The following is a 25,476-nucleotide window of genomic DNA, read 5'->3' as shown; positions in this document are numbered from 1 at the left end:
TTTTCGTGAACTTCTTGTTCGCAGACTCATTCGGGTATACTTAAAGGGTTAGGACCTCTTTGGACTAACTTTCCCCCGTGGTATATGTCCGGTCCGGCTGCTTAGAACTTCACTCTTTCATTCTTGTTTAAGGGGGGTCCATGATGGAAACAATCGGACGTCACGTTATCTCCGAGTTATGGGGATGCGACTGTGATAAACTGAACGACATGGATTTTATTGAAAAAACGTTTGTAAATGCAGCTTTGAAATCAGGAGCTGAGGTAAGAGAGGTTGCTTTTCACAAATTTGCACCTCAAGGAGTAAGTGGAGTTGTCATTATTTCTGAATCTCATCTGACAATTCACAGCTTTCCTGAACATGGTTATGCGAGCATAGATGTTTATACTTGCGGCGACCTAGATCCGAATATTGCAGCAGATCATATCGGAGATGAATTAGGTGCTGAAACAAGAGAAAACATCGAAATTCCTCGAGGCATGGGACCTGTACAAGTGAAACAGGCACAAGCCAAAGCACTGTAAACATAAAAAAAGATCGCAATGGGAGCTGGCCAAAAGCATTGACATGCCTTTGTGTTATGCTCCTTTTTATATTTGTTTAATAGAGGAAATCCAACATTCCCCAACTTGCCTATACTTTTGTTCTAGGAAAACAAAGGTTTTTTTTATAAAATAAAGAAGAGGCATTATGGCAAAGGGGATACGTATATGACTTTAGGACAAAAGTTCAAACGGTTCATGTCAAATCATACAGAAACTTCTGACGAGCATCCAGTGTCAGAACTGAAAAGCCATTACTACAAATCGACGAATGCGCAAGTTTTTCAAGCATTGGAAGCCATGCTTTCTAGGCACGCTTCCTATCAAGTGACATCTGTTTCAGCAGAACGAGGTGAAATGAGCGCAAATATCACAATGCCGAAAAAAGCCTTTCTCGTAGCGACTGTCATTTCAATTCGTCCTTTTGAAACAGCTGTCGATTTTAATGTGACAACAGAAACAGCCCTGCCAACAGATTTTGGCTATAGTGCGAAAACGATTTTTTCCCTTTATGATGAACTAGACAAACAACTTCCAAGAATAGATCGGAGCTGATGATATGAAATGTCCCACATGTCAGCACCTTGGCACAAGGGTGCTTGATTCAAGACCAGTAGATGAAGGGAAATCCATCCGTCGTAGAAGAGAGTGCGAAAGCTGCCAATATCGCTTTACGACGTTTGAAAAATTAGAAGAATTACCACTGATTGTGGTGAAAAAAGAGGGAATTCGAGAAGAATTCAGTCGCGAAAAGATGCTGAGAGGACTCATTAAAGCGTGTGAAAAGCGTCCTGTTGCTTTAAAGCAGTTGGAGGATGTCTGCTTTAATATCGAAAAAGAATTGCGTAATCAAGGCATGTCAGAAGTGAAAAGTGAGCTTGTAGGTGAAATGGTGATGGACGAGCTGGCAAAAATTGATGAAGTGTCTTACGTCAGATTCGCCTCGGTTTACCGGCAGTTTAAAGATATCAACGTCTTTATTGATGAATTAAAAGATTTATTAAAGAAAGAACGCTAAAAAAGAGCTGAAGATTCTTCACGCTCTTTTTCCTGCGTAAAGCGTAAAACGCAAAAAGGGTGTACAATAGAAACAATTGCAATTCATGGGGAGGATCAGCATATGACAGAGCATTGGAAGGAAGTGCTAGCCGTCGATCCGTATGTCGTCAAAAGCGCTTCATTGCTCGGTGACATCGATAGACAGCTCATCACTCTTTTATATCAGCCGCTTATAGGCATGTCCGCTTTCAGCTTATATATGACGCTGTGGGGAGAGCTGGAACAAAATCGTATGTGGGGGAAACCCGCACCTCATCGGCAGCTCATGGTCATGCTGCAAACGAATTTGAATGATATATTTGAGGAACGTTTAAAGCTTGAAGCGATTGGTTTACTCCGCACATATGAACAGGAAACGGAAGAAGGCAGACTGTTTACATATGAGCTTGTGCCGCCGCTAAGACCAGATGAGTTTTTCCAAGATGGAATGTTGAATGTCCTGCTGTACCATCGTGTAGAGAAAGCGAAATATATGCAGCTTCGCGATTATTTCTCATATCCCGGTGTTCCGGCAGAGGCAAAGAACATCTCGCGGTCGTTTGAAGAAGTCTTTCACGTATTGCAGCCAGGTGAACGCAGGATGACAGAAGAAATCAATCAGGCGTCATCACTTGATCAAGGCTATGAATATGTGACCGTTGGATCGAGTCAGCCGGCTCCGCTCTCAGACGATTCCTTTGATTTCGATCTATTGTTAGCGGGTATGTCTGATATGATGATTCCAAGAAAGGCTTTGACAAAGCAGGTGAAAGAAACCATTAAGAAGTTAGCCGTTGTATACGGCATCACCCCGCTTCAAATGCAAAATATTGTAGCAGGCGCCTGCGGTTCTGATCAAATGATCTCAACAGAAGAATTGAGAAAAGCGGCAAGAGACTGGTACCAAATTGAATATAGAGGCGAGCAGCCAAAACTCATTGATCAAAAACAGCCGAGACACTTGCGTCAAGATGCTTCAAAGGCGCCGTTAGCAGATACGCCTGATGCAAAACTGATTGAAAAGCTTGACCACATTTCGCCTAGGGAACTGCTAAAAGATATGGCTGATGGCATTGAGCCAACGTATGCTGACTTAAGAATTGTCGAGGATATTATGCTTGAGCAGCAGCTAGAGCCAGGGGTCATGAATGTTTTGATCTACTATACATTGCTGAAAACAGATATGAAGCTGTCGAAAACATATATGCAAAAAATTGCCGCTCATTGGGTGAGAAAGAAAATTAAAACTGTGGCAGCAGCCATGAAAATTGCCAAAGAAGAGAATAGGCAAATGACAGAATGGGCGCAGCAGAAAAAGCAGCGCAGCACATACGGATCAGGGAAAGTTGTTCGTGAAGAGAAGCTTCCTGACTGGATGAAAGAAACCGAAACGAAAGAACAGCCAGCAAAAGAACAAACAGACAGTCTATCGACAGAAGATCTCGAACGAGAAAAAGAAAAACTGTTAGATCAGTTTAAAAATATGAAAAAGTACAATGCACATTAAGAAGAGGTGAGATGAGGATGAAACCGATCGGTCGTTCATTTGATCAGCTAAAAGGGCGCGTAGATTTTCGTGTGAGATACAATCAGATTAAAGAAAGTGTGTTATCTGATGAAGATGTAAAAACTTTTTTACAGGAGCACCAAGAAGACATACACGAAGATATGATCAATCGCAGCTTGAACCGGCTTTTTGAATATGTGCAGCAGGCGAAGGGCTGTTCATATTGCTTAGATGAAGAGAACGTCAATGCGATTTTAGACGGTTATCACCCAAAGCTTGTGATTAAAGGTCAGAGTATTGATATTGAATATTCCCCTTGTCCAGTCAAGCTACGGCTCGATAGACAGAAAAAACAGCAAGAGCTCATGAAAAGTATGTACATTCCGCAAAATGTTCTTCAAGCAACGTTTGCTGATTTGAACGTTGTAGGAAGACAGGAAGTCATTCAAAAAGTAGGGCAATTCCTGCAAAGCTATGACGAGACGGGCAAAGGGAAAGGCTTATATTTACACGGAAAGTTTGGAGTAGGAAAAACGTATATTCTTGCAGCCATTGCGCAGCAGTTAGCGGAGAAGGAATATCCATCTCTCCTTGTGTACGTGCCTGAGTTTGTAAGAGAGCTAAAAAATTCGTTAGCCGATCATACATTAGAATCAAAACTGAACATGGTCAAATCCACTCCTATATTAATGCTTGATGATATTGGGGCCGAGTCGATGACAAGCTGGGTTCGAGATGAACTACTTGGAACGATTTTACAATATCGTATGGCAGAGCAGCTGCCGACTTTCTTCTCCTCTAATTTCTCACCAAGTGAACTGAAGCATCACTTTACGTATTCACAGCGCGGGGAAAAAGAAGAGGTCAAAGCTGCTCGTTTAATGGAACGGATTCTCTATTTAGCAGAGGCAGTCTTGCTCGAAGGAGAAAACCGCCGTCATTTATAAAAGTGTCTATCACGTGAAGGAGGAGCAAATGAAATGAACAAAAGAAAATGGCTACTTTTTCTCGTGATTGCAGGTCTCGCTGTTTTACTTTGGTGGCTGAACAAACAGCATCTTCAGCTGGCGCCGAAAGATGTGAAGAATTGGGTGCTACAATTTGGACTGCTGGCTCCCTTTGTTTTTCTGTTCTTATCTCTTGTTCGCCCGTTTGTTCTTGTCCCGCTTACGGTCTTTTCGTTGGCAGCAGGTTTGGCCTTCGGAAGTGTTCTTGGGACGATTTATGCCCTCGTCGGTGCAACCGCCGGCGCATTAGGCTCCTTCCTGCTTGCTACAACCTTTCGTTCCAAAAAGAAGGAAACAGAATCAAGCAGCCGGAAGCTGAGAGCGGTGACATCCCGCATTCAGGAGCATGGGTTTCTTTACATTTTGTTATTGCGTATTGCCCCCATCCATTTTGACTTTGTCAGCTATGCGGCAGCAGCTTCACGTGCGAATTCTCGTGCATTTACGGCAGCTACCTTTTTAGGTTTAATACCTGGTACAGTGGCCTTAAATGTCCTTGGCTCTAGCTTTGTCAGCGGCAATTATGCCGCCTTAGCAATCGTTTGTTTGATTTATCTCATCTTTATCTCAGTTCCGCTCGTTCTAAAAAGAAAGAGGCCTGATTTATTTTAGGCGTCTATTTTTTATGTTCTCCCCATATATATGTAACAGATGTCGTTAGGGGGGACAAACATGCTTGAAATAATCTTTGAAGATGAATATGATACCGCCGCTTTTTTACATCTTGCTGAACACTTGGACAGTCGGCATCACATGTCAATTCAACAAGGGAAAGACCGACTTCTCATAGAGGCGAAGGAATCAAAAGAAGGACTTGAGCCCATTGTGCGGCCATTACTGGTTCACTTTTTTTTGGAATGCAAAGAAAATGAGCGCATGCGCAGCATTCTTGAAAACACGTATTTATTTAAAGATCCTGAAGAACAGCACCAAATTCTTTCCATCGCTCACAGCATCATGAATGGGGATATAGATGATATTCCCGGCATTTATCAAGAACCATCAAGAGAAGCCCTGTTAACAAAGGAGCTTGAGACGATTTCTTTACAGCAAGGTATTTTTTCAATTGGCTCATTTATGACATTCAGACTGTCAGAGTATGACAGGAGGCTGAAGAACTATGTTGAAGTCTCCATTGAAGAATACAAAATGGAACAAGAATATCAAAACTTTATTCAATCGCTTCGAGACTATGTGATGGCAAAAGAACCGAAGCTTGAAAAAGTACATGTTGTGCATCAAGATCGCCTGATGATTTGGGAATTTCGGTACGCTTCTGAGCGTGATCAAAAACAATACATAGACAGACAGTTTGTAAGAGAGCATCCAATGTATATTGATTCGCAGCTGATTGCACCACTCGTATCCATAGCGCCCCAAAAAATTGATCTGTTTACAAATGATACAGGTCACTCGATGGTACAAACCATTCAAAATATTTTTCAAGAAAGGGTCGAGGTATTCCCGGCTCATTCATTTCAAGAACACCATGTTCGATTTGTCCATGACCATTTGGAACAGAAAAGTGAAAAGCTTTCTTGATTTTCACGAAAAAACGTTTTATAATACGGTGTAACTTCATACAGAGACCGTATTGATAAGGACATGAACAAATGAACACCCGCTTAAAGAGAGGGAAGCCGAGGCTGAAAGCTTCCTAGCAGAGGACCATTTGCTTTACCACCTTTGAACATCAGCTGTGAACGTTTTAGTAATGGCTGACGGGAATTCCCGTTATCGAACCACAAGCCGTGTTTGCTTATGAAAAAGTAAGCTGCAAATACGGGAAAAAGGGTGGAACCACGATTCCGTTTTATTCAACCTCGTCCCTTTCCAGGGGGCGGGGTTTTTATATTGCCAAAAAAAGGAGTGACCAGAGATGTCAGAACAAATTCAACTTACATTTCCAGATGGAGCAGTCAAGGAGTTTGACAAAACAGCTACAACAGAAGACATCGCGGCATCAATTAGCCCAGGCCTAAAGAAAAAAGCGCTTGCCGGTAAATTGAACGGCAAAGAAATAGATCTGCGTACGCCGCTACTAGAAAGTGGAACAATTGAGATCATCACAGATAAAAGCGATGAAGCACTCGACATTATGCGCCACAGTACAGCTCATTTGCTAGCACAGGCAATCAAACGCCTGTATGGAAAAGAACATCACGTTCAGTTTGGCGTAGGTCCTGTGATTGAAAATGGCTTCTACTACGATGTGGACATCGATGTTGCCATCACGCCAGAAGATTTACCAAAGATTGAAAAAGAAATGAAAAAAATCATTAACAGCAATCTACCAATCGAGCGAATTGAAGTTTCAAGAGAAGACGCGAAAAAACGCTTTGAAGCGATTGGTGATCAATTAAAGCTTGAGCTGTTAGAGGCGATTCCAGAAGGTGAAGCTGTGACGATTTATGAGCAGGGCGAATTCTTTGACCTCTGCCGCGGGATTCACTTGCCATCAACAGGGAAAATCAAAGAGTTTAAGTTGCTCAGCCTTGCTGGTGCATACTGGAGAGGTGACAGCAACAATCAAATGCTTCAGCGTATTTACGGTACAGCTTTCTTCAGCAAAGATGATCTAAATGAGCACTTACGCCTGCTTGAAGAAGCGAAAGAACGCGATCACCGTAAACTAGGAAAAGAGCTAAAACTGTTTGCGAACTCTCAAAAGGTAGGTCAAGGTCTACCACTTTGGCTGCCAAAAGGCGCAACGATCCGCCGCGTGATTGAGCGTTACATTGTCGATAAAGAAGTACGCCTTGGTTATGAGCATGTGTATACACCAGTTCTTGCAAATGTTGAATTGTATAAAACATCAGGGCACTGGGCGCATTATCAAGAAGATATGTTCCCTGTGATGGAAATGGACAACGAAGATCTTGTTCTCCGTCCAATGAACTGTCCGCACCATATGATGATTTACAAAAACGAGCCGCATAGCTATCGCGAATTGCCAATTCGTATTGCAGAGCTTGGTACAATGCACCGCTATGAAATGTCAGGTGCTTTATCCGGCCTTCAGCGTGTTCGGGGTATGACATTAAACGATGCCCATATCTTTGTTCGTCCAGATCAAATCAAAGACGAATTCATTCGTACAGTTCGCCTAATTGAAGAAGTGTATCAAGACTTTGGCTTGAATGACTACACATTCCGCTTATCTTACCGTGATCCAGAAGATACTGAGAAGTATTTCGACGATGATGCGATGTGGAATAAAGCACAATCGATGCTAAAGGATGCAATGGACGAGCTTGGTCATGACTATTATGAAGCAGAAGGCGAAGCGGCATTTTATGGTCCGAAGCTTGACGTGCAAGTGAAGACAGCTCTTGGTAAAGAAGAGACACTGTCTACTGTACAGCTTGATTTCTTACTTCCAGAGCGCTTCGATCTCACATATATTGGAGAAGATGGCAAGCACCATCGTCCAGTCGTGATTCATAGAGGTGTTGTTTCTACAATGGAGCGTTTTGTTGCCTTCTTAATTGAAGAATACAAAGGAGCCCTACCAACTTGGCTGGCACCTGTACAATTCCAAGTCATCCCAGTTTCACCGTCTGTCCATTTAGACTATGCGAAAAAAGTACAAGAACGTTTGCAGCTTGAAGGTCTTCGTGTTGAGCTTGACAGCCGTGATGAAAAAATCGGATACAAAATTAGAGAAGCGCAAATGCAAAAGATCCCGTACATGCTAGTCGTCGGAGATCAAGAAGCAGAAAATGGCGCAGTCAATGTAAGAAAATACGGAGAGCAAGATTCAGAAACAATGGATCTTGAAGCCTTTGTGAAACATGCAGTCGCAGAAGCGAAAAAATAAATTTTTTCAAGCGAAGCAGCCAGTGATCTTTCTCATTAGATCACTGGCTTTTTCTTTTGGGAAAATCCTCTACTGGTGATCCAGTCCTTTGAATGATACGTTTAGATAGTGCGAAAGTATGGGTAAGTATGTACTATCGGTTCGAGTTAAATTGGGGGAATGAAAGCGATGATGCAAACAACAAACACTTTATCATCACAAGTATTGGAGCGATCAGCAGTACTTCGGGCGTTGGAACACTCACTGGCGATGATTGAATTTGATGTGACAGGTGAAGTCCTATGGGTCAATGATATTTTTGCAAAAGCCATGGGCTATTCAGCGCAAGAGATGATTGGTTTAAAACATAAACAGTTTTGTCCTCCTCATATTGCAGAACATTCAAGCTATCAGATGTTTTGGAAGCGTTTGAAAGAGGGGCAAGTCTTTCAGGAAAAGGTGCAGCGGACGACGAAGAATGGTAACAGCTTATGGCTTGAAGCGACATATACACCTGTCCGAAATGAAGAGGGACACGTAGCGGGTGTAGTGAAAGTCGCAACAGACATAACAGAGAGAGAAAACACGATGAAACAGGTCGTAGATGACCTAAAGGAGATGTCTGCGAAATTAACGGAGCGAGCGGAAGTAGGCATCCAGCATAGCCAAAGAGTCAATGTCTCCTTTGATCATATAGCAAACGAAACAGATCAGAATATGAGCTTATTAAAAGGATTAAAAGAGCAGGTAGAGTCCATCAGCTCTATCGCTACAACGATTAACAGCATTTCCTCACAAACCCAGCTCCTTGCATTAAATGCGGCGATCGAAGCGGCCCATGCAGGTTCCTATGGAAATGGCTTTAGTGTAGTGGCGGCAGAAATTCGAAAACTTGCAACGGATTCAAAAGAAGCGATCGTCAAAGTAGATCAATATGTAAAGGCGATTCATGCGGAAGTAGAGAAGGTCAGCAGCGGAACGAACCGTGCCAAAACAACGGTGTTTACAAATCGTGATCTTGTGAAGCAGACAAACGAGGAATTTATCAATATAGGAGAAGCAGCCCGCAATTTAGACAAGCAAGCGCAAAATCTAGCGGAAATTGTGTAGTTTAAGTACACAAAAAAACACCCAATCTCGTTAGGAGAAGGGTGTTTTCTCGTTTGTTCTATTTTAAAATATCAAACAATTCATGTAAGTCTTTGATTTCATAATCTGGCGTTACATCTGTTTCATTCTTTTTGCCATGTCGATTGATCCAAACGGTTTGAATACCAACGCGAGATGCCCCAAGAATATCTGTTTTTGGATTGTCTCCCACCATGATCACATCATCTTTTGTTAGATTTAACAGCTGAAGGCAGTGCTCAAAGATACCTGGATCGGGTTTGCCTTTCCCGTAATCTCCTGAAATCACAATTTCATTAAAATAAGGTGCAAGCTCAGGGACACCGGCCAGTTTTTCTTTTTGAAGACTAGGATCTCCGTTTGTTAAAAGAAGCAGTTCATAGCTACCTTTCAGGCGATTTAAAACAGGGTACGTTTCTTCATAGACAAATGGACGTTTTCTCCGCTCGGCGGCAAAGAAATCAGCCAAATATTGTCCAAATGCCTCATCGTCAATTCCTGCTTTTTTTAAGCCATTGGTCCAAGCGTTCTTGCGATACTCTGGTGCAAGGGCGTTCAATTTTTGAAAGCCTTCGCTAATCGGTTCACTAAAATTGGACCACAGGCCTTCGAAAGGATTAATTCCTATCATGACAGTATAATCATATGTTTCATAGGAAGAATACAGCTTTCTTGCTTCTTCACGAACAATCTGTTCAAATGTTTCTGGATTCAGTCCATATTTCTTTTCCGCTTCGCGGCATGTTTCCTGAAAAGTGGTATGAATGCTTTTTTCATCCCAAAGCAAAGTATCATCTAAATCGAAAAATACGGCTTTCATGATCTTCTCCCTTGTTATGTATGTGTTACCTTCAATTGCAAGTGACGGCTCAAGTTCATTTTACAATAGAAGATGAGGGCAATAAAGAAAAGATTTGAGAGATATTTGAACATTGACCGCACATGATAGAATAGAAAGACAGTAAATAATACATACATCAATTGAGGTGGCAGGTTTGCTTCATTTAATTATTATGATGATCGAGCGTGTCGGGATCATCGTTATTTTAGGGTTTGTGCTTGCCCATGTGAAGGGCTTTCGCAATCTATTGCTTCATAATGAAGGGTTTCGAAAAAAGGCAGTCCTTGTCTTTATTTTTGCTTCTTTTAGTATTATCAGCAATTACACAGGAATTGAAATCCAGCAGCAGATGGTCATGAACCATGAGTTTTCCTATCATCTCGGCTCGTCAAGCTCGATTGCCAATACGAGAATCATGGGGATCGAAATGGGCGGATTAATAGGAGGGCCGTTTGTTGGTATTGGCGCAGGGCTTTTAGCTGGTATTCACCGTTATTCATTAGGAGGAAGCACGGCACTCAGCTGTGCGATTTCTTCGATTTTAGCCGGTGTGATTGCAGGCTATGTCGGGAGTAGGTTTAAGCGGAAGAATCGAATGGTGACACCTCGCCAAGCCGCACTTTTTGGTGTGGCAATGGAATCGTTGCAGATGGTCATTATCCTTCTATTTGCAAAGCCATTTGCTGATGCTTGGGGGCTTGTGAGTATTATTGCCTTGCCGATGATTTTTGTGAATGGAATTGGCAGCTTTATCTTTTTATCAATCTTACAGTCAGTCATTCGGCAAGAAGAGCAAGCAAAGGCGATGCAGACACACCGCGTATTTTCAATCGCCGATCAAACGCTTCCTTTCTTCCGCCAAGGGTTAAATGAACAGTCATGTAAAAGTGTGGCGGAGATCATTCATCGATTAACAGAAACAGATGCGGTCTCCTTAACCGATACAGAAAAGATTTTAGCGCATGTTGGTGATGGGACAGATCATCATATTCCATCGAAAAGCCTCATTACAGGGCTGTCGAAACAAGTATTGATGAGCGGCAAAATTATGAAGGCACATTCGAAAGACGAAATCAATTGTTCAGTCACCCATTGCCCGCTTCAAGCGGCGATTGTGCTGCCCCTCACCTCCAATGGTCAAACGATTGGAACATTAAAAATGTATTTCAATTCTCCCGTCGGATTAAGCAGGGTGGAAGAGGAGCTTGCAGAGGGTTTGGCCATGCTATTTTCTACACAGCTTGAGCTTGGGGAGGCGGAGACCCAAAGCCGTCTGCTAAAAGATGCAGAGATCAAAGCACTTCAAGCGCAAGTGAATCCGCACTTTTTATTTAACGCTATTAATACCATCTCTGTTTTGTGTAGAACGAATGTAGAGATGGCTAGGAAGTTGCTGCTTCAGCTGAGTATTTATTTTCGATCCAATTTGCAAGGCGCCCGCCAGCTGCTCATTCCACTTCATAAAGAAATTCAGCACGTAGAAGCATATTTGTCACTTGAACAAGCAAGGTTTCCAAATAAATATCACGTGACCTTTCAAATTGAAAAGGAGCTGGAGCAGGTGATGATTCCGCCATTTGTGCTTCAGGTACTTGTTGAAAATGCAGTGAGACATGCTTTTCCTAAACATCAAACGAGCTGTGAAGTCATCGTATCCGCTGTGATGAAAGATGGGCATGTTTATATGAAAGTGACGGATAATGGACAAGGAATCGAGAATGACAAGATGGCTCAGTTATTAAAAGCACCTGTTGAATCCAAAGAAGGAACAGGTACGGCTCTTTTTAATTTAGATCAGCGGTTAAGAGGGATTTTTGGCAGACAAGCCGCTTTATCCATTCATAGCAGCCAAGGCACTGACATCTCATTTCGCATTCCAATGGATTATGTAAAAAAGGATGATTTTCGTTGATAAACGTATTAATCGTAGATGATGAAGTGTTAGCAAGAGACGAGTTAAAATACTTATTACGCAGAACGAAAGAGGATGTTCAAATAGAGGAAGCAGAAAATATAGAATCGGCTTTTGACCGGATGGTGGATCATAAGCCGGACCTGCTCTTTTTAGACATTGATTTATCAGGTGAAAATGGATTTGATATTGCCAAAAGGCTCAACCGGATGTCTGATCCGCCAGCGATTGTATTTGCGACAGCCTTTGATCAATATGCGCTAAAGGCGTTTGAGGTCAGTGCGCTTGATTACTTAACAAAACCATTTGATGAAGAGCGGCTTTTGCAAACGATCCAAAAGTTTAAAAAGTGGAAGTCTGTTGAGACGCAAGACCACCAGCTATCAGATGAGAAAATTCCCCATCAGCAAAAATTAGCCATCTCAGTCGATGATTCAATTGTCATTCTGCAAGTAGAAGAGATCATGTATGTAGGGCTTAGTGAGGGAAAAAAGGTTGTGAAAACAAAGGATCACATGTACGAGGTCACAGAACCGCTTGTGGTCATTGAAAAGAAACTCCCTGAGGCTTACTTTATGAGGGTTCATCGAAGCTATATCGTGAACACCTCTCATATGAAAGAAGTACAGCCATGGTTTAATTCGACGTATAATCTGCATATGACAGACGGATCGATTATTCCTGTCAGCCGTACGTACGCCAAAGAACTAAAGAAGTCGCTCCTACTAGAATAGGACGGCTTTTTTATTTGTATTTCAATACTCGTTTTCTGCATTTCATTCATTGAATCCGGCGAGTTTGATTGTAAACGCTTCATTCATTTATTTCATGCCGTATACTGAGGACAGTCGAAGAAAGAGGTGAAGGGGCATGAGTGCCACTAAAGTATATGGATTTCTATCTCAAGCATTTATCTTTGCAACCGTAATGTTCGTTTCTAATCTCATTTCAATGTATTTATCCATTCCGATGCCTGCATCTGTGATTGGTCTGGTTCTATTATTTGTTTTGCTGACAACGAAAATGGTCAAACTGGAGCAGGTGGAACAATTAGGTACATCATTGACAGGGCTCATTAGCTTTCTATTTGTTCCCTCTGGTATCTCGGTTATTCAATCACTAGGTGTTATGCAAGAAGTAGGTGTGCAAGTCGTCGGTGTCATCATCATTGCTACGATTATGTTGCTTGCAGCGACGGGGCTATTCTCACAGCTTCTCATGCAATTATCAGAAAAACCACAGAAACGTAAAGAGAAAAAGGAGAGCAAATCGACTCCTTCTCATTCTAATAAACCAGCTTCAAGTACGCATTAAAGGAGAGATGCAGGATGGGTACAAGTACAATGAGTCCTTATTTTGGTATAGTCGTCTCATTAGTTGCCTTTGGAATCGGTACATTCTTATTTAAAAAATCAAAAGGTTTCTTCTTATTCACACCACTGTTTGTAGCCATGGTGTTAGGTATTTTATTTTTAAAAATTGGCGGTTTTTCCTATGCAGATTATAATGAGGGCGGCAAGATTATCAAGTTTTTCTTAGAGCCCGCGACCATTGCTTTCGCTATTCCGCTTTATAAGCAGCGTGCATTGCTTAAAAAATATTGGTGGCAGATTTTATCCGCTATTTTTGTAGGATCACTTTGTTCCATTACAATTGTGTATGTCGTAGCAAAAGGAATTCATCTTGATGCAGCTGTCATGAAAAGTATGCTCCCACAGGCAGCGACGACAGCGATTGCTCTTCCGATTGCAAAGGATATTGGCGGAATCGCAGATATCACAGCTTTTGCGGTCATATTTAATGCAGTCATTGTGTATGCGCTAGGTGCTTTCTTCTTAAAATGGTTTCGAATTAAAAATCCAGTGGCAAAAGGGCTTGCACTTGGTACATCAGGACATGCACTTGGCGTCTCTGTTGGGATTGAGATGGGTGAAGTAGAAGCGGCCATGGCAAGTATCGCCGTTGTGGTCGTAGGAGTTGTGACCGTCATTGTCATCCCAATCTTTATGCAATTCATCCTTTGATGGCGTCATTGTTTTGAAAAAGCCTTGCCCTATTTGTTTAATCATGCTAGAATGAAAAAGTTGTTTCAAGAGTTCGGTTACTTGACGGACAAATGAAAATTGTGTAGAATAATTAACGAATTGAATAGATATCACAAGCAGAAGCACCCGCTTCTCACCTGATTGACACGTGTTTGTAGTTGACAGGTTGACCGTACATTTATTTTTTCATGCAAATGTTCGCAGTGTGGGTGTTTTATATGCCCACACTTTTTGTTTGCCTGTAAAACATACAACGAAATGGTCAAAATGAATTGTGAACTCAATTCAAAATCTCATGGAGGTGGCTCACTATTAGCAAAGATCAATTAGTTAATGAAGGTATTCGTGCGCGTGAAGTTCGTTTGATCGGACAAAATGGCGATCAGCTGGGAATTAAAACCCGCCAGGAAGCTCTGGAAATTGCTACGAAAGCCAATCTTGACCTTGTGTTAGTTGCTGCAAATGCAAAACCACCTGTTTGCCGAATCATGGACTACGGTAAGTTCCGATTCGAACAGCAGAAGAAGGAAAAAGAGGCACGTAAGAATCAAAAAATCATTAGCTTAAAAGAAGTTCGGTTGAGCCCGACAATCGATGAACATGATTTTAACACGAAGCTCCGTAATGCAATCAAATTCCTTGAAAAGGGCGATAAAGTGAAAGCTTCTATCCGCTTTAAAGGCCGTGCGATTACGCATAAAGAAATCGGACAGCGCGTGTTAGACCGTTTCTCTGAAGCTTGCGCTGAAGTAGCAACAGTAGAAACAAAACCTAAGATGGACGGACGCAGCATGTTCCTCATGCTTGCACCAAAAGTCGAAAAGTAAAGTAACAGAGGGAGGAAACATCCAATGCCAAAAATGAAAACTCACCGCGGATCTGCTAAACGTTTCAAAAAAACAGGTTCTGGTAAACTTAAACGTTCTCATGCGTACACAAGTCACTTGTTCGCTAACAAATCTACAAAGCAAAAACGTAAATTGCGTAAGAGCGCAATCGTAAGTGCTGGAGATTTCAAACGTATCAAACAACAACTTGCAAACATCAAGTAATCTGGAATAGGAATCATAGGAGGGAATTACAATGCCAAGAGTAAAAGGCGGAACTGTGTCGCGTCAGCGTCGTAAAAAGGTTCTTAAATTAGCAAAAGGTTATTTCGGTTCAAAACATAGATTATATAAAGTAGCAAACCAACAGGTGATGAAATCTGGAAACTACGCTTTCCGTGACCGTCGTCAGAAAAAACGTGACTTCCGTAAACTATGGATTACTCGTATCAATGCTGCAGCTCGTATGAACGGTCTTTCTTACAGCCGTTTAATGCATGGCCTAAAGCTTTCTGGTATCGAAGTAAACCGCAAAATGCTTGCTGACCTTGCTGTGAATGACCTAAGTGCATTCAATCAGCTTGCTGATGCTGCAAAAGCACAACTAGACAAGTAAGTCATATAAAAGATCATTCCGTCGAGGGATGATCTTTTTTGCTCATCATGTGAGGTGAAATAAATGAATATCGCGTTGATTGTGCTGCTCATCTTGGTAAATGGCTATGGTTTCTTTCTTATGGGAGAGGACAAACGCCGAGCAAAAGCGCATAAATGGAGAATTTCAGAGGCACACTTATGGAGTGCTGCCGTGCTTTTTGGGGCTGCTGGATCGTATGTAGGGATGCAGTATTTCCGTCATAAAACAAAGCATCCTGCCTTTCAAATTGGCATGCCCGTGTTAATCATGGTGCAGTTGATCATATTAGGATATCAGTTCATCTGAAAAGGAGCAGACGCCGTCAAGACGGCGTATCTGCTCCTTTCTTTTGTTTGATTTTTTTAATGGGTTGATCCCAATCAATTTTTGTTTGAGGATAACGTTCGATAATGTTTTCCTCCAATTTTTCAAAGTCTTCTAATGTAAATTCACTTAGCTTCTCAGGTGACTCCGTCCAAACGTAAATGGAGTGGACAAACAGAGGATGATCCTTAGAAGGAACATGCTTCTCCCCTTCAAACAAGACACCTTTATAGACGAAATTAAAATTTTTACGTGCATTTTGCTGTTCGTCCATAAAATAAAAGCCTTCTTTTAATTGTGCTTGTTTCAGCTTTCTTCTCGGATTTGAGAAGAATTTTACCGCCATGTAGAAGATGTAGACAAGCAGTGCAACAAGAGCTAGTCTAATGAGGATTACAAACATGACAGGATGCACCTCCAATACCGTTATCTGATGTACTACGAATGAAAAGGCCAAAAGGTTTCAACTTTTTTTAAAAAAATATTTCGGAAAACGAAAAAATATTCATAAAAAGATCGTATTGAACGAAAGAGGTTTTGTATAATAAGAATGCACCATGAAGATAAAGGAGGATATATGGAATGACAAAGCTAGATCAAACATTAACTATGCTGAAAGACCTAACGGATGCAAAAGGGATTCCAGGAAATGAACGTGATGTCAAAAAAGTCATGCAGACATACATAGAATCATATGCAGATGAAGTCTCTAGTGACCGCCTTGGCAGCTTAATCGCTAAGAAGGAAGGAAACGCAAACGGACCTAAAATTATGCTGGCTGGTCACTTAGATGAAGTCGGATTCATGGTGACAAAAATTGATGACAAAGGCTACATTCGTTTCCAAACTGTCGGTGGATGGTGGTCACAGGTCATGCTCGCGCAGCGTGTCACCATTGTAACGAAAAAGGGAGACATTACAGGGGTGATTGGCTCAAAGCCGCCACACGTCTTGTCACCTGAAGCTAGAAAAAAATCGATTGAGATTAAAGATATGTTTATTGATATCGGTGCATCAAGCAAAGAACAGGCAATGGAGTGGGGCGTTCTGCCTGGCGATCAAATCGTTCCTTATTTTGAGTTTACAGTGATGAATGATGAAAAAATGCTCCTTGCAAAAGCATGGGACAACCGTATCGGCTGTGCAGTAGCGATTGATGTCATGAAGAACTTACACAATACTCAGCATGAGAATATTGCTTATAGTGTTGCAACTGTACAAGAGGAAGTTGGCCTGCGTGGTGCCAAAACAGCAGCGTCTACAATTCAGCCTGATATTGGATTTGCCATTGATGTTGGTGTAGCAGGAGACACGCCGGGCATCACTGAAAAAGAAGCAACGAGCAAACTTGGCAAAGGGCCGACGATTGTTGTATTTGATGCTTCGATGGTATCTCATAAAGGGCTTCGCGATTTTGTTGTCCAAACAGCGGATGAATTGAACATCCCTTACCAATATGACTCCATGCCTGGCGGCGGGACAGATGCTGGCGGTATCCATTTAACAGGTCATGGTGTGCCATCACTATCGATCGGGATACCAAGCAGATATATCCATACCCATGCTGCGATGATTCACCGAGATGATTATGAAAATGCAGTGAAGCTTTTAACAGAAGTGATCAAAAGACTTGATCAAAAAACGGTTGAGCAGATCACGTACGGTTCTTAAGTAAGAAAGCCTTTCCTCAAATAGGGGAAGGGCTTTTTTATTTCAGTGAATTTCCCAGGAAATGAATGCTTTTTTTTCATTACGTCAAAAAGAACTGTTTTTGACAGAAGAAGAAAACATATTCTAGTGAATAAGGCACATGTGATCTGGCTTTTATTTTTGTAAGATGAAAGCAATAAAAAGGACAGAGCCTAAAGAATGCCCTGTCAAAAGAGAGTTTATGGAAGTAGGTGAAGATACCTCAAGAATAAACATGTTATTCTTATTTGTCAACTTGGTTTTAAAAGAAAGAAAAATCAATCAATTTATGTTATATTTGTAACAAATTGTTTGTGCAAAGGGGATGGTTAAATGAATGCGGTTACAATTGTCATAGCTTCTATGTGTATTTTAGCGATTGCCTATCGTCTTTATGGCACTTTTATGATGGTCAAGGTCTTAAAGGTGACAGACGATCATCCTACACCAGCTCACACATTAGAGGACGGAAAAGATTATGTGCCTACCAATAAGTGGGTCACATTTGGGCATCACTTTGCTGCGATTGCAGCTGCCGGTCCGTTAGTGGGGCCGATTTTAGCCGCACAATTCGGGTATTTACCGGGTCTTCTTTGGCTGTTAATTGGCGCAGTGATTGGCGGAGCTGTACATGATCTTGTCGTCTTATTTGCGTCGATGAGAAAAAAGGGGAAATCGTTATCAGAGGTAGCAAAGGAAGAGCTAGGACCTGTCGCAGGATTTTGTACAGGGCTTGCGATGCTGTTTATCATTACGATCACAATGGCAGGTTTGTCCATGGTTGTGCTTCATGCGTTAGAACGTAACCCTTGGGGGACATTTGCAGTCGGAATCACGATTCCAATTGCGATGGGGGTTGGTCTTTATTATAAAAAGACAGGCAATTTAAAACTGGCGACAACTGCGGGATTTATTTTGCTGATGGTCGGTGTATTCCTTGGGCCGAATATTCAAGGAACGGCACTTGGCGATCTTTTAACACTTGATACAAAAACGCTTGCTCTTGCTTTACCGATCTATGCTTTTTTTGCTGCGGCATTGCCGGTTTGGCTGCTGCTCGCACCGAGGGACTATTTAAGTAGCTTTATGAAAATAGGTGTTTTTATCGCATTGATTGCTGGAATCTTTGTTGTCAATCCAACGATTCAATTCCCAGCGTTTACGGAGTTTGTCAATGGAGGAGGTCCTGTTTTAGCTGGTCCTGTCTGGCCGTTTATTTCGATTACTATTGCTTGCGGGGCCATTTCTGGTTTCCACGCATTTGTTGGATCTGGAACAACGCCTAAGATGCTTGATCGATGGAGCGATATGAAGCCTGTCGCTTTTGGCGCAATGCTAGTCGAATGTCTAGTTGGAATTATGGCGTTAATTGCCGCTACGGCTCTTCATCCAGGTGATTATTTTGCGATAAATAGTACACCAGAAGTGTTCAGAACACTCGGGATGAGTGTCGAGAACCTTCCGCAGCTGAGTAAGGAAATTGGTCTTGATTTAGAAGGAAGAACGGGTGGAGCTGTGACATTAGCTGTAGGAATGGCGTATATCTTTACGGGAATTCCGTTCTTTGGTCATTTGGCGTCTTATTTTTTCCAATTTGTCATTATGTTTGAAGCTGTCTTTATTTTAACCGCTATTGATGCAGGAACACGTGTGGCACGTTATTTAATTCAAGACTTTTTTGGCGAAGCTTATAAACCGCTTAAACGAAATGACTGGGTCCCTGGGTCGGTGTTCGCAAGTGCGCTTGCTTGTTTTATGTGGGGGTATTTGCTTTACTCTGGAGACATCGGGTCCATTTGGGCACTGTTTGGGGTGTCAAACCAGTTAATGGCATCGGTCGGACTTATCATCGGAGCAACCGTTGTATTAAAAATTGCAGATAAAAGGCGCTATATGCTGACTTGTTTAATTCCACTTGCTTACTTATATGTGACAGTGAATTATGCGGGCTATTGGATGGTAGCAAATGTATACCTTAATCCCGAGGCATCGGGTTACAGTATGCTGAATGCGGTGCTGTCAATCATTATGCTGATCTTAGGATTTGTGATTATTGTGTTTGCGATTAAAAAATGGGTTGACATTTGGCGTGATCCAGCGCTTCGAATGGAAACACCGATCACTGGCTAAATGAAAAAGCCGGTTTGCTATGATAAGCAAACCGGTTTCTTTTATTGCTGCTGATGAGGCTTTAAGCCTTGCTCTAATGTTTCAAGAATCTCGTTCTTCTCGTTTTCTGATGCTTCTTGCCATAGCACTTCAAACAACACGCCAAGGCCTGGCAACATTTTTTCCTCACCGCTTTGAATGGCATCTAAAATCGTATGCTCAAGCTGTTCTTGATTATGGCCAGTAATGTTTTGAATGACTGCGCCTCTTAAATTAAAATCCATTGCCCACACTCCTTTTTTGATGGTGATAGCCCTATTCTGTCTCAAAGACAGGTTTATTATGTAGTGTGCATGAGATATAATAAATTCATGATATTTAAAGGAGTTAAAGTCACTTGAAATATATAGAATCAGCAAAAAACACACACATTAAACAGTGGAAAAAGCTCCATACGAAAAAAGAACGAACGAAAACGGGGCTGTTTCTCGTGGAGGGAATCCACTTAGTCGAAGAAGCATTGAAGAGCCGAGCTGTGAAAGAATTAATGGTCACATCGCCTGATAAGCTTCCTTCTCATATCGATCCTGACATTGAGCTTTATGAACTGAGCGAAGAAGCCTTTTCTGCCATGACCGAAACGGAAACGCCTCAGCACATCGCGGCAGTTTGTACAGTTCCTGTATTTGAAGAAAAGAAGTATGAACGACTTCTTCTGTTAGATGCAGTGCAGGACCCAGGTAATTTAGGCACACTCATTCGGACAGCAGATGCAGCAGGTCTTGATGCTGTGATCTTAGGCGATGGAACAGTTGATGCGTATAACGGAAAAACGCTCCGTTCCGCACAAGGGTCACATTTCCACCTACCCATTTTAAAGCAAAGCCTTCAGCAGACCATAGCAGCATGTAAGGAGCAAGGCATTCCTGTATACGGAAGCGCGCTAAACAATGCGAAAGCGTATAAAAGCGTAACGGCAGAAGGTCCGTTTGCGTTGATTGTGGGTAATGAAGGAGGGGGTATAAACCCAGAGATTCTTCAAATGACTGACCACAATTTATATGTGCCAATGTATGGACAAGCTGAATCATTAAATGTAGCTGTTGCAGCGGCAGTTCTTGTTTATCATTTGCGTGGATAGTGTTGCAACATGCGCTCATTTTCACTATAATGAAACTAATATTTTAAAAACCATGATAGAGGAAGATTGTTTCAAGGAGCGGCCTTATAGGGAGAATGCATCGTAGACTGAAAGTGCATTTAAGGAATGCGGAAACAGGAATTCACCTCTGGAGTTGTCACCGGGACCGCAAGCTTTGCGTAAAGGTGAACCGGATTCGTTTGATTCCGTTATGTCAATGAAGCTTATTCGCACATGTATTTGTGCTTAACAAGGGTGGTACCGCGACCACAACTCGTCCCTTCTTTTCTAGAGGGGACGGGTTTTTTTATTGTCTTCAAACGATCAAACAGCCGTTTATCCAGGCGGTTTTGTATATCAAAAGGAGGATTACACTCATGCAAGAAACGTTAAAACAGCTTGAAACAGAAGCGATAGCGAAGGTTGAAGCAGCTAGCTCGCTCAAAGAAGTCAATGACATACGTGTTCAATATTTAGGGAAAAAAGGACCGATCACAGAGGTACTCCGCGGAATGGGCAAGCTCTCCGCAGAAGAAAGACCGAAAATGGGTGCACTTGCAAATGAAGTGAGAGAGCAGATTGCTGGTGCTATTGCTGAAAAAAATGAACAGCTGGAAAAAGAAGAAGTGAAAAAGAAACTTGCGTCTCAAACGATCGATGTGACATTGCCAGCAAACCCAATCAAAATAGGGGCAAGACATCCATTAACGATTGTTGTTGAAGATATTGAAGATTTATTTATTGGCATGGGCTATACCGTTGAAGAAGGTCCTGAGGTAGAAACGGATTACTATAACTTTGAAGCGCTGAATCTTCCAAAGGAGCATCCGGCACGTGATATGCAGGACAGCTTCTACATTACCGAGGATACATTGCTCAGAACACAAACGTCACCAGTTCAAGCACGTACACTTGAAAAATATAAAGGGCAGGGTCCTGTGAAGATCATCTGCCCTGGGAAAGTTTATCGACGAGACAGTGATGACGCGACTCATTCACATCAATTTATGCAGATTGAAGGGCTTGTTGTCGATCACAATATTAGTATGAGTGATCTAAAAGGTACGCTTGAAACAGTCGCAAGAAAAATGTTTGGTGAAGATCGTGAAATTAGACTGCGTCCAAGCTTTTTCCCATTCACAGAACCATCTGTTGAAGTGGATGTGTCTTGCTTTAAATGCGGAGGAAAAGGCTGTTCTGTATGTAAAGGAACAGGCTGGATTGAGATTTTAGGAGCTGGGATGGTTCATCCGAATGTTCTGAAAATGAGCGGATTTGATCCAGAAACATACCAAGGCTTTGCTTTTGGAATGGGTGTTGAACGGATTGCGATGCTCAAATACGGCATTGATGATATTCGTCATTTCTACACAAATGATATTAGATTCACAAAGCAATTCAAGCAGGACTAAGAGGAGGAAATCAACATGTTTGTTTCATATAAATGGTTAGAAGACTATGTCGATTTAGAAGGCATTCAGCCGGATGAATTAGCAGAAAAAATCACAAGAAGCGGAATTGAAGTGGAAGCCGTTGAATATAAAGGCGAAGGCATTAAAGGAGTTGTTGTTGGACACGTCGTGGAGCGAGAACAGCACCCGAATGCTGACAAATTAAACAAATGTCTCGTGGATATCGGAGAAGACGAACCGGTTCAAATTATTTGCGGGGCTCCGAATGTAGATAAAGGTCAATATGTGGCTGTCGCAACGGTTGGCGCAGTCCTTCCTGGGAACTTTAAAATTAAAAAAGCAAAGCTGCGCGGCGAAGAGTCTCATGGCATGATTTGTTCTCTGCAAGAATTAGGTGTCGAAAGCAAACTCGTACCAAAAGAATATGCAGAAGGTATTTTTGTTTTCCCAAATGACGTCAAACCCGGGGAAGATGCCCTTCAGGCACTTCAGTTAGACGATGCAGTACTTGAGCTTGGCTTAACGCCAAACCGCGCGGATGCCCTGAATATGCTAGGTGTCGCCTATGAGGTTGCAGCCATCTTAGGGAAAGAGATCAAACTTCCTGATACAGCACATAACACGTCTTCAGAAAAAGCAGCAGACTATATTTCTGTGAAAATTGAAGATCAAGAAGCGAATCCACTTTATGCTGCGAAGATCATTAAAAATGTAAAGATTGGACCAGCACCGCTTTGGATTCAAACAAGATTGATGAATGCAGGCATTCGCCCAATTAACAATGTCGTCGATATTACAAACTTTGTACTGCTTGAATACGGTCAGCCACTTCATGCATTTGATTATGATCGCTTTGGTTCAAAACAAGTGGTCGTACGTAAAGCAACTGATAGTGAAAGCATTCAAACACTTGATGAGCAAGAGCGTACCCTTTCATCAAAGCATCTTGTCATCACGAATGGCACGAAAGCGCACGCTGTCGCAGGCGTCATGGGCGGCCTTGAATCAGAGGTGCGTGATGTAACGACAACGATTCTCTTAGAAGCGGCATATTTCAACGGTCAAACAGTCCGTCAAGCATCTAGAGATTTAGGGCTTCGCAGTGAATCAAGCACACGATTTGAAAAAGGACTTGATCCGCAACGTACGAAATCAGCAGCCGAAAGAGCAGCGCAATTGATCAGCATCTATGCAGGTGGTGAAGTGTTAAGTGGGACTGTGGAGGAAAACCACCTTGAAACAAATATGAATGTCATCCACGTATCCACTGAGCGTGTGAACAAGGTGCTTGGCATGAGCATTTCAAAAGAAGATATGATTCAAATTTTCAACAAACTGGGCTTTACAGTGGGTGAATCTAATGACGTTCTAGTCGTAACAGTTCCTTCTCGCAGAATGGATATCACAATTGAAGAAGATCTCATTGAAGAAGTTGCGAGATTATACGGCTACGATAATATCCCATCTACACTACCTGCGACAGCTGGTACAGTTGGAGGTCTCACGCCATACCAAGTGAAGCGCAGAAAGGTGAGACGTTTCTTAGAAGGCGCAGGTCTTTCTCAAGCGATCACGTATTCATTGACAAATCAGCATAAATCTACTGCCTTTGCATTGAATTCAGCTTATAAAACAAGACTTTCCTTGCCAATGAGTGAGGAACGAAGTGTGCTTAGACAAAGTCTACTGCCAAACTTACTTGATTCAGTTGCCTATAACTTGGCTAGACAAGCTGATTCATTTGGCTTTTATGAAACGGGTTCTGTGTTCTTAGCAGAAGCTGAAGGGGCAAAACCGGTGGAAAAAGAACATGTTGCTGGGGCGCTGACAGGCTTATGGCATAAAAATCTTTGGCAGGGCGAGAAAAAAGCTGTCGATTTTTATGTAGCGAAAGGAATTGCAGAAGGTCTATTTGAAAAGCTTGGTGTATCAGGCCAAATCACATATGTCCAAGCAGAGCGTGAAGGTCTTCACCCAGGACGTACAGCAGATGTTCATTTAAATGGAAAAGTCATTGGGTTTGTTGCTGCGCTTCATCCAGTCGTTGAAAAGGAATTAGATTTAAAAGAAACATATGTCTTCGAGTTTGATTTAACAGATGTGATGACGTCTGAATCCAAGGATATGAAATATACAGCAATTCCGAGATTCCCTGCTGTGACAAGAGATATTGCACTTGTCGTAGATCAGCATATCTCAAGCGGACAGCTGGAGCAGGTCATCTTTGAAGCAGGCGGGAATTTACTGACTGATCTATCCGTCTTTGATGTGTATGAAGGTGAACACATGGAAGAAGGCAAAAAATCTGTTGCATTCTCTCTCCAATATTTAAATCCGGAACAAACATTGACAGAGGAAGAAGTCACCGCTGTTCATACAAAAGTATTGAAAGCATTAGAAGATACGTATCAAGCCGTCTTGCGCGGTTAAAGAAAAAAGAGCTAAGGCCGTATTGGCCTAGCTCTTTTTTATAACCATTTTTTCGCTTTTTGTGTGTTGGCAAAATGCAGTTTTGTAAATTGACGTAGAGCCTCTTCGCCGTGCAGCTTGATGAGCTTTGCAGCGGCCTTGTCCACATGAGGACCTGCTCCCTTTGGAATCTCAAACCCTGCTGCTGCAGATAACTTATCCATTTCAATTAAAAAAGCGTACCTTGCAATAATGGAAGCGGCAGCAACTGACAAATGAATCCCTTCTGCTTTTGTGCTAAAGTACGTCCGCTCCCGAATGATTTTTTTTCCAGCAAGATGCTTAAAATAAATACCCGGTTCTGCAAATTGGTCAATCAAAATAGCTTCAGGCTGTTTCCCATCTAATTTCTCCAGCACAGAGGTGATGACTTGGTTGTGAAGGAGCGCCTTCATTTTCCCTTGGCTCATGCCCTTTTCCTGCATGGCATTGTACTTTTCATTTCGTAGTACAAGAAGGCTGAACGGAATGGTTTTGATGAGATCTTTAGCAATGTTGATAATTTGTGGGTCTTTTAGGCCTTTTGAGTCTTTTACGCCAAGCTCTTTCATGAGAGCAAGGTGGCTAGCATCAACATAGGCGGCACAGACCGTTATCGGTCCAAAATAATCACCAGTTCCTACTTCATCTGAACCGATGACGGACATAGAGGCAATCCCTGACGGCGGACTATATTTTGTGACAGCAGGTGTTTTTGAACTTTTCGGATCAGTTGCTTTTAAATGGCTGAATTGACTGGCTTCAGCTTCTGCCTTTTGTCCTTGAAATAGCACTTTTCCAGATCGATAAGCTGTAATCGTACAGCCAGGAACCTTTGCTTGAAAAAGGGCGCCTGGTGGTAACGTATCAGTTAGGTGGTGCGCATACGCGCTCTTCATCTTTTTAAGGTCTTCTGATGTTGCTTTTAAGACGGATTGGGGCACAGTGGATAACTCCTTTTTACCTTGATATCATTGATTTCTAAAGTGTACCATAACAGGGAAGGGCTCGTCTTTCCATTCAATGTCTAAACATGTTATGATAGAGACTAGGATTTTCGTGGAATGGAG

Annotated in this window: 26 protein-coding genes and 1 other annotated feature; of the genes, 22 read left to right on the top strand and 4 right to left on the bottom strand. The window is 42.1% G+C overall.

Annotated elements, in window-relative coordinates:
- The first annotated feature begins 143 nt into the window (after window positions 1-143).
- From speD to MKX52_RS12755, 9 genes are all read left to right on the top strand, one after another.
- Window positions 144-524, top strand: a complete 381-nt coding sequence (speD, locus tag MKX52_RS12795) for an adenosylmethionine decarboxylase (RefSeq protein WP_003216492.1) — start codon at window positions 144-146, stop codon at window positions 522-524.
- A gap of 186 nt (window positions 525-710) precedes the next feature.
- On the top strand, window positions 711-1,097 hold the full coding sequence (locus MKX52_RS12790) for a hypothetical protein (RefSeq protein WP_012010851.1): 387 nt from the start codon (window positions 711-713) through the stop codon (window positions 1,095-1,097).
- Window positions 1,098-1,101: 4 nt separating this feature from the next.
- Window positions 1,102-1,560 carry a transcriptional regulator NrdR gene (gene nrdR / locus MKX52_RS12785; RefSeq protein WP_003216720.1) on the top strand — a complete coding sequence of 153 codons (459 nt, stop codon included), beginning with the start codon at window positions 1,102-1,104 and terminating at the stop codon, window positions 1,558-1,560.
- Between the two features lie 102 nt (window positions 1,561-1,662).
- Window positions 1,663-3,087: a replication initiation and membrane attachment family protein gene (locus MKX52_RS12780; RefSeq protein ID WP_144503701.1), complete on the top strand. Its 1,425-nt coding sequence runs from the start codon at window positions 1,663-1,665 to the stop codon at window positions 3,085-3,087.
- A 17-nt stretch (window positions 3,088-3,104) separates the two neighbouring features.
- On the top strand, window positions 3,105-4,034 hold the full coding sequence (dnaI, locus tag MKX52_RS12775; RefSeq protein ID WP_144455564.1) for a primosomal protein DnaI: 930 nt from the start codon (window positions 3,105-3,107) through the stop codon (window positions 4,032-4,034).
- Window positions 4,035-4,067: 33 nt separating this feature from the next.
- The gene (locus tag MKX52_RS12770; RefSeq protein ID WP_342490814.1) at window positions 4,068-4,706 is read left to right on the top strand and encodes a TVP38/TMEM64 family protein; all 639 of its coding nucleotides are present in this window, start codon (window positions 4,068-4,070) and stop codon (window positions 4,704-4,706) included.
- A 60-nt stretch (window positions 4,707-4,766) separates the two neighbouring features.
- Entirely contained in the window at window positions 4,767-5,636 is an 870-nt protein-coding gene (ytxC, locus tag MKX52_RS12765) for a putative sporulation protein YtxC (RefSeq protein WP_342490813.1), read from the top strand.
- 337 nt (window positions 5,637-5,973) lie between these two features.
- On the top strand, window positions 5,974-7,914 hold the full coding sequence (gene thrS, locus MKX52_RS12760) for a threonine--tRNA ligase (protein WP_012010846.1): 1,941 nt from the start codon (window positions 5,974-5,976) through the stop codon (window positions 7,912-7,914).
- A gap of 168 nt (window positions 7,915-8,082) precedes the next feature.
- On the top strand, window positions 8,083-9,003 hold the full coding sequence (locus tag MKX52_RS12755) for a methyl-accepting chemotaxis protein (protein WP_144503707.1): 921 nt from the start codon (window positions 8,083-8,085) through the stop codon (window positions 9,001-9,003).
- 58 nt (window positions 9,004-9,061) lie between these two features.
- On the opposite strand, the gene MKX52_RS12750 is transcribed toward MKX52_RS12755, so the two are convergent.
- Complete coding sequence (locus tag MKX52_RS12750; RefSeq protein ID WP_342490812.1) at window positions 9,062-9,841, bottom strand: HAD family hydrolase; 780 nt, start codon at window positions 9,839-9,841, stop codon at window positions 9,062-9,064.
- Between the two features lie 175 nt (window positions 9,842-10,016).
- On the opposite strand from MKX52_RS12750, the gene MKX52_RS12745 reads away from it, so the two are divergent.
- From MKX52_RS12745 to MKX52_RS12710, 8 genes are all read left to right on the top strand, one after another.
- The gene (locus MKX52_RS12745) at window positions 10,017-11,774 is read left to right on the top strand and encodes a sensor histidine kinase (protein ID WP_342490811.1); all 1,758 of its coding nucleotides are present in this window, start codon (window positions 10,017-10,019) and stop codon (window positions 11,772-11,774) included.
- On the top strand, window positions 11,771-12,508 hold the full coding sequence (locus MKX52_RS12740; protein WP_044139936.1) for a LytTR family transcriptional regulator DNA-binding domain-containing protein: 738 nt from the start codon (window positions 11,771-11,773) through the stop codon (window positions 12,506-12,508). The genes MKX52_RS12745 and MKX52_RS12740 overlap by 4 nt, the downstream gene beginning before the upstream one ends.
- 136 nt (window positions 12,509-12,644) lie before the next feature.
- Window positions 12,645-13,088, top strand: a complete 444-nt coding sequence (gene lrgA, locus MKX52_RS12735; protein WP_342490810.1) for an antiholin-like murein hydrolase modulator LrgA — start codon at window positions 12,645-12,647, stop codon at window positions 13,086-13,088.
- A 14-nt stretch (window positions 13,089-13,102) separates the two neighbouring features.
- Entirely contained in the window at window positions 13,103-13,798 is a 696-nt protein-coding gene (lrgB, locus tag MKX52_RS12730) for an antiholin-like protein LrgB (RefSeq protein WP_170966027.1), read from the top strand.
- Between the two features lie 129 nt (window positions 13,799-13,927).
- Window positions 13,928-14,059, top strand: a sequence feature (ribosomal protein L20 leader region).
- 71 nt (window positions 14,060-14,130) lie between these two features.
- On the top strand, window positions 14,131-14,646 hold the full coding sequence (infC, locus tag MKX52_RS12725; RefSeq protein WP_024718649.1) for a translation initiation factor IF-3: 516 nt from the start codon (window positions 14,131-14,133) through the stop codon (window positions 14,644-14,646).
- Window positions 14,647-14,670: 24 nt separating this feature from the next.
- On the top strand, window positions 14,671-14,871 hold the full coding sequence (gene rpmI / locus MKX52_RS12720) for a 50S ribosomal protein L35 (RefSeq protein WP_003216324.1): 201 nt from the start codon (window positions 14,671-14,673) through the stop codon (window positions 14,869-14,871).
- A gap of 31 nt (window positions 14,872-14,902) precedes the next feature.
- Window positions 14,903-15,262 (top strand): 50S ribosomal protein L20, encoded by a 360-nt coding sequence (gene rplT / locus MKX52_RS12715; protein WP_003216409.1) that lies wholly within the window; start codon window positions 14,903-14,905, stop codon window positions 15,260-15,262.
- Between the two features lie 63 nt (window positions 15,263-15,325).
- The gene (locus tag MKX52_RS12710; protein WP_216887092.1) at window positions 15,326-15,589 is read left to right on the top strand and encodes a DUF1294 domain-containing protein; all 264 of its coding nucleotides are present in this window, start codon (window positions 15,326-15,328) and stop codon (window positions 15,587-15,589) included.
- 16 nt (window positions 15,590-15,605) lie between these two features.
- Here the strand turns inward: MKX52_RS12710 and MKX52_RS12705 are convergent, their stop codons facing one another.
- On the bottom strand, window positions 15,606-16,010 hold the full coding sequence (locus MKX52_RS12705) for a hypothetical protein (protein WP_003216690.1): 405 nt from the start codon (window positions 16,008-16,010) through the stop codon (window positions 15,606-15,608).
- Between the two features lie 179 nt (window positions 16,011-16,189).
- Here MKX52_RS12705 and MKX52_RS12700 point away from each other — a divergent pair, with 179 nt between their 5' ends.
- Window positions 16,190-17,278 carry a M42 family metallopeptidase gene (locus MKX52_RS12700; RefSeq protein ID WP_088001974.1) on the top strand — a complete coding sequence of 363 codons (1,089 nt, stop codon included), beginning with the start codon at window positions 16,190-16,192 and terminating at the stop codon, window positions 17,276-17,278.
- Window positions 17,279-17,629: 351 nt separating this feature from the next.
- A complete protein-coding gene (cstA, locus tag MKX52_RS12695) occupies window positions 17,630-19,426 on the top strand; it encodes a carbon starvation protein CstA (protein ID WP_342490809.1) in 1,797 nt (598 codons plus the stop codon).
- Window positions 19,427-19,467: 41 nt separating this feature from the next.
- On the opposite strand, the gene sspI is transcribed toward cstA, so the two are convergent.
- Window positions 19,468-19,689 carry a small acid-soluble spore protein SspI gene (gene sspI, locus MKX52_RS12690; protein WP_003216243.1) on the bottom strand — a complete coding sequence of 74 codons (222 nt, stop codon included), beginning with the start codon at window positions 19,687-19,689 and terminating at the stop codon, window positions 19,468-19,470.
- A 113-nt stretch (window positions 19,690-19,802) separates the two neighbouring features.
- Between sspI and MKX52_RS12685 the strand changes: the two genes are divergently transcribed.
- The 3 genes from MKX52_RS12685 (at window position 19,803) to pheT (ending at window position 24,388) form a co-directional block, all read left to right on the top strand.
- A complete protein-coding gene (locus MKX52_RS12685; RefSeq protein ID WP_217014351.1) occupies window positions 19,803-20,546 on the top strand; it encodes an RNA methyltransferase in 744 nt (247 codons plus the stop codon).
- A gap of 377 nt (window positions 20,547-20,923) precedes the next feature.
- Window positions 20,924-21,958: a phenylalanine--tRNA ligase subunit alpha gene (pheS, locus tag MKX52_RS12680; protein ID WP_012010834.1), complete on the top strand. Its 1,035-nt coding sequence runs from the start codon at window positions 20,924-20,926 to the stop codon at window positions 21,956-21,958.
- 15 nt (window positions 21,959-21,973) lie between these two features.
- Window positions 21,974-24,388, top strand: a complete 2,415-nt coding sequence (gene pheT, locus MKX52_RS12675) for a phenylalanine--tRNA ligase subunit beta (RefSeq protein ID WP_342490808.1) — start codon at window positions 21,974-21,976, stop codon at window positions 24,386-24,388.
- A 38-nt stretch (window positions 24,389-24,426) separates the two neighbouring features.
- Here the strand turns inward: pheT and rnhC are convergent, their stop codons facing one another.
- Window positions 24,427-25,350, bottom strand: coding sequence for a ribonuclease HIII (gene rnhC / locus MKX52_RS12670; protein WP_342490807.1), 924 nt, complete (start codon window positions 25,348-25,350; stop codon window positions 24,427-24,429).
- Between the last annotated feature and the right edge of the window lie 126 nt (window positions 25,351-25,476).

The organism is Bacillus sp. FSL R5-0422 (genome assembly GCF_038610765.1).
Classification (GTDB): Bacteria; Bacillota; Bacilli; order Bacillales; family Bacillaceae; genus Bacillus; species Bacillus pumilus_O.
The sequence above is the reverse complement of the archived record's forward strand: the minus strand, read 5'-3'. Positions and strand labels throughout refer to the sequence as shown.

What these genes read in the sequence shown, in the direction of transcription:
- speD (WP_003216492.1), top strand. Translation starts at nt 144, where the DNA reads ATGGAAACAATCGGACGTCACGTTATCTCCGAGTTATGGGGATGCGAC.
- MKX52_RS12790 (WP_012010851.1), top strand. Translation starts at nt 711, where the DNA reads ATGACTTTAGGACAAAAGTTCAAACGGTTCATGTCAAATCATACAGAA.
- nrdR (WP_003216720.1), top strand. Translation starts at nt 1,102, where the DNA reads ATGAAATGTCCCACATGTCAGCACCTTGGCACAAGGGTGCTTGATTCA.
- MKX52_RS12780 (WP_144503701.1), top strand. Translation starts at nt 1,663, where the DNA reads ATGACAGAGCATTGGAAGGAAGTGCTAGCCGTCGATCCGTATGTCGTC.
- dnaI (WP_144455564.1), top strand. Translation starts at nt 3,105, where the DNA reads ATGAAACCGATCGGTCGTTCATTTGATCAGCTAAAAGGGCGCGTAGAT.
- MKX52_RS12770 (WP_342490814.1), top strand. Translation starts at nt 4,068, where the DNA reads ATGAACAAAAGAAAATGGCTACTTTTTCTCGTGATTGCAGGTCTCGCT.
- ytxC (WP_342490813.1), top strand. Translation starts at nt 4,767, where the DNA reads ATGCTTGAAATAATCTTTGAAGATGAATATGATACCGCCGCTTTTTTA.
- thrS (WP_012010846.1), top strand. Translation starts at nt 5,974, where the DNA reads ATGTCAGAACAAATTCAACTTACATTTCCAGATGGAGCAGTCAAGGAG.
- MKX52_RS12755 (WP_144503707.1), top strand. Translation starts at nt 8,083, where the DNA reads ATGATGCAAACAACAAACACTTTATCATCACAAGTATTGGAGCGATCA.
- MKX52_RS12750 (WP_342490812.1), bottom strand. Translation starts at nt 9,841, where the DNA reads ATGAAAGCCGTATTTTTCGATTTAGATGATACTTTGCTTTGGGATGAA.
- lrgA (WP_342490810.1), top strand. Translation starts at nt 12,645, where the DNA reads ATGAGTGCCACTAAAGTATATGGATTTCTATCTCAAGCATTTATCTTT.
- lrgB (WP_170966027.1), top strand. Translation starts at nt 13,103, where the DNA reads ATGGGTACAAGTACAATGAGTCCTTATTTTGGTATAGTCGTCTCATTA.
- rpmI (WP_003216324.1), top strand. Translation starts at nt 14,671, where the DNA reads ATGCCAAAAATGAAAACTCACCGCGGATCTGCTAAACGTTTCAAAAAA.
- rplT (WP_003216409.1), top strand. Translation starts at nt 14,903, where the DNA reads ATGCCAAGAGTAAAAGGCGGAACTGTGTCGCGTCAGCGTCGTAAAAAG.
- MKX52_RS12710 (WP_216887092.1), top strand. Translation starts at nt 15,326, where the DNA reads ATGAATATCGCGTTGATTGTGCTGCTCATCTTGGTAAATGGCTATGGT.
- MKX52_RS12705 (WP_003216690.1), bottom strand. Translation starts at nt 16,010, where the DNA reads ATGTTTGTAATCCTCATTAGACTAGCTCTTGTTGCACTGCTTGTCTAC.
- MKX52_RS12700 (WP_088001974.1), top strand. Translation starts at nt 16,190, where the DNA reads ATGACAAAGCTAGATCAAACATTAACTATGCTGAAAGACCTAACGGAT.
- cstA (WP_342490809.1), top strand. Translation starts at nt 17,630, where the DNA reads ATGAATGCGGTTACAATTGTCATAGCTTCTATGTGTATTTTAGCGATT.
- sspI (WP_003216243.1), bottom strand. Translation starts at nt 19,689, where the DNA reads ATGGATTTTAATTTAAGAGGCGCAGTCATTCAAAACATTACTGGCCAT.
- pheS (WP_012010834.1), top strand. Translation starts at nt 20,924, where the DNA reads ATGCAAGAAACGTTAAAACAGCTTGAAACAGAAGCGATAGCGAAGGTT.
- pheT (WP_342490808.1), top strand. Translation starts at nt 21,974, where the DNA reads ATGTTTGTTTCATATAAATGGTTAGAAGACTATGTCGATTTAGAAGGC.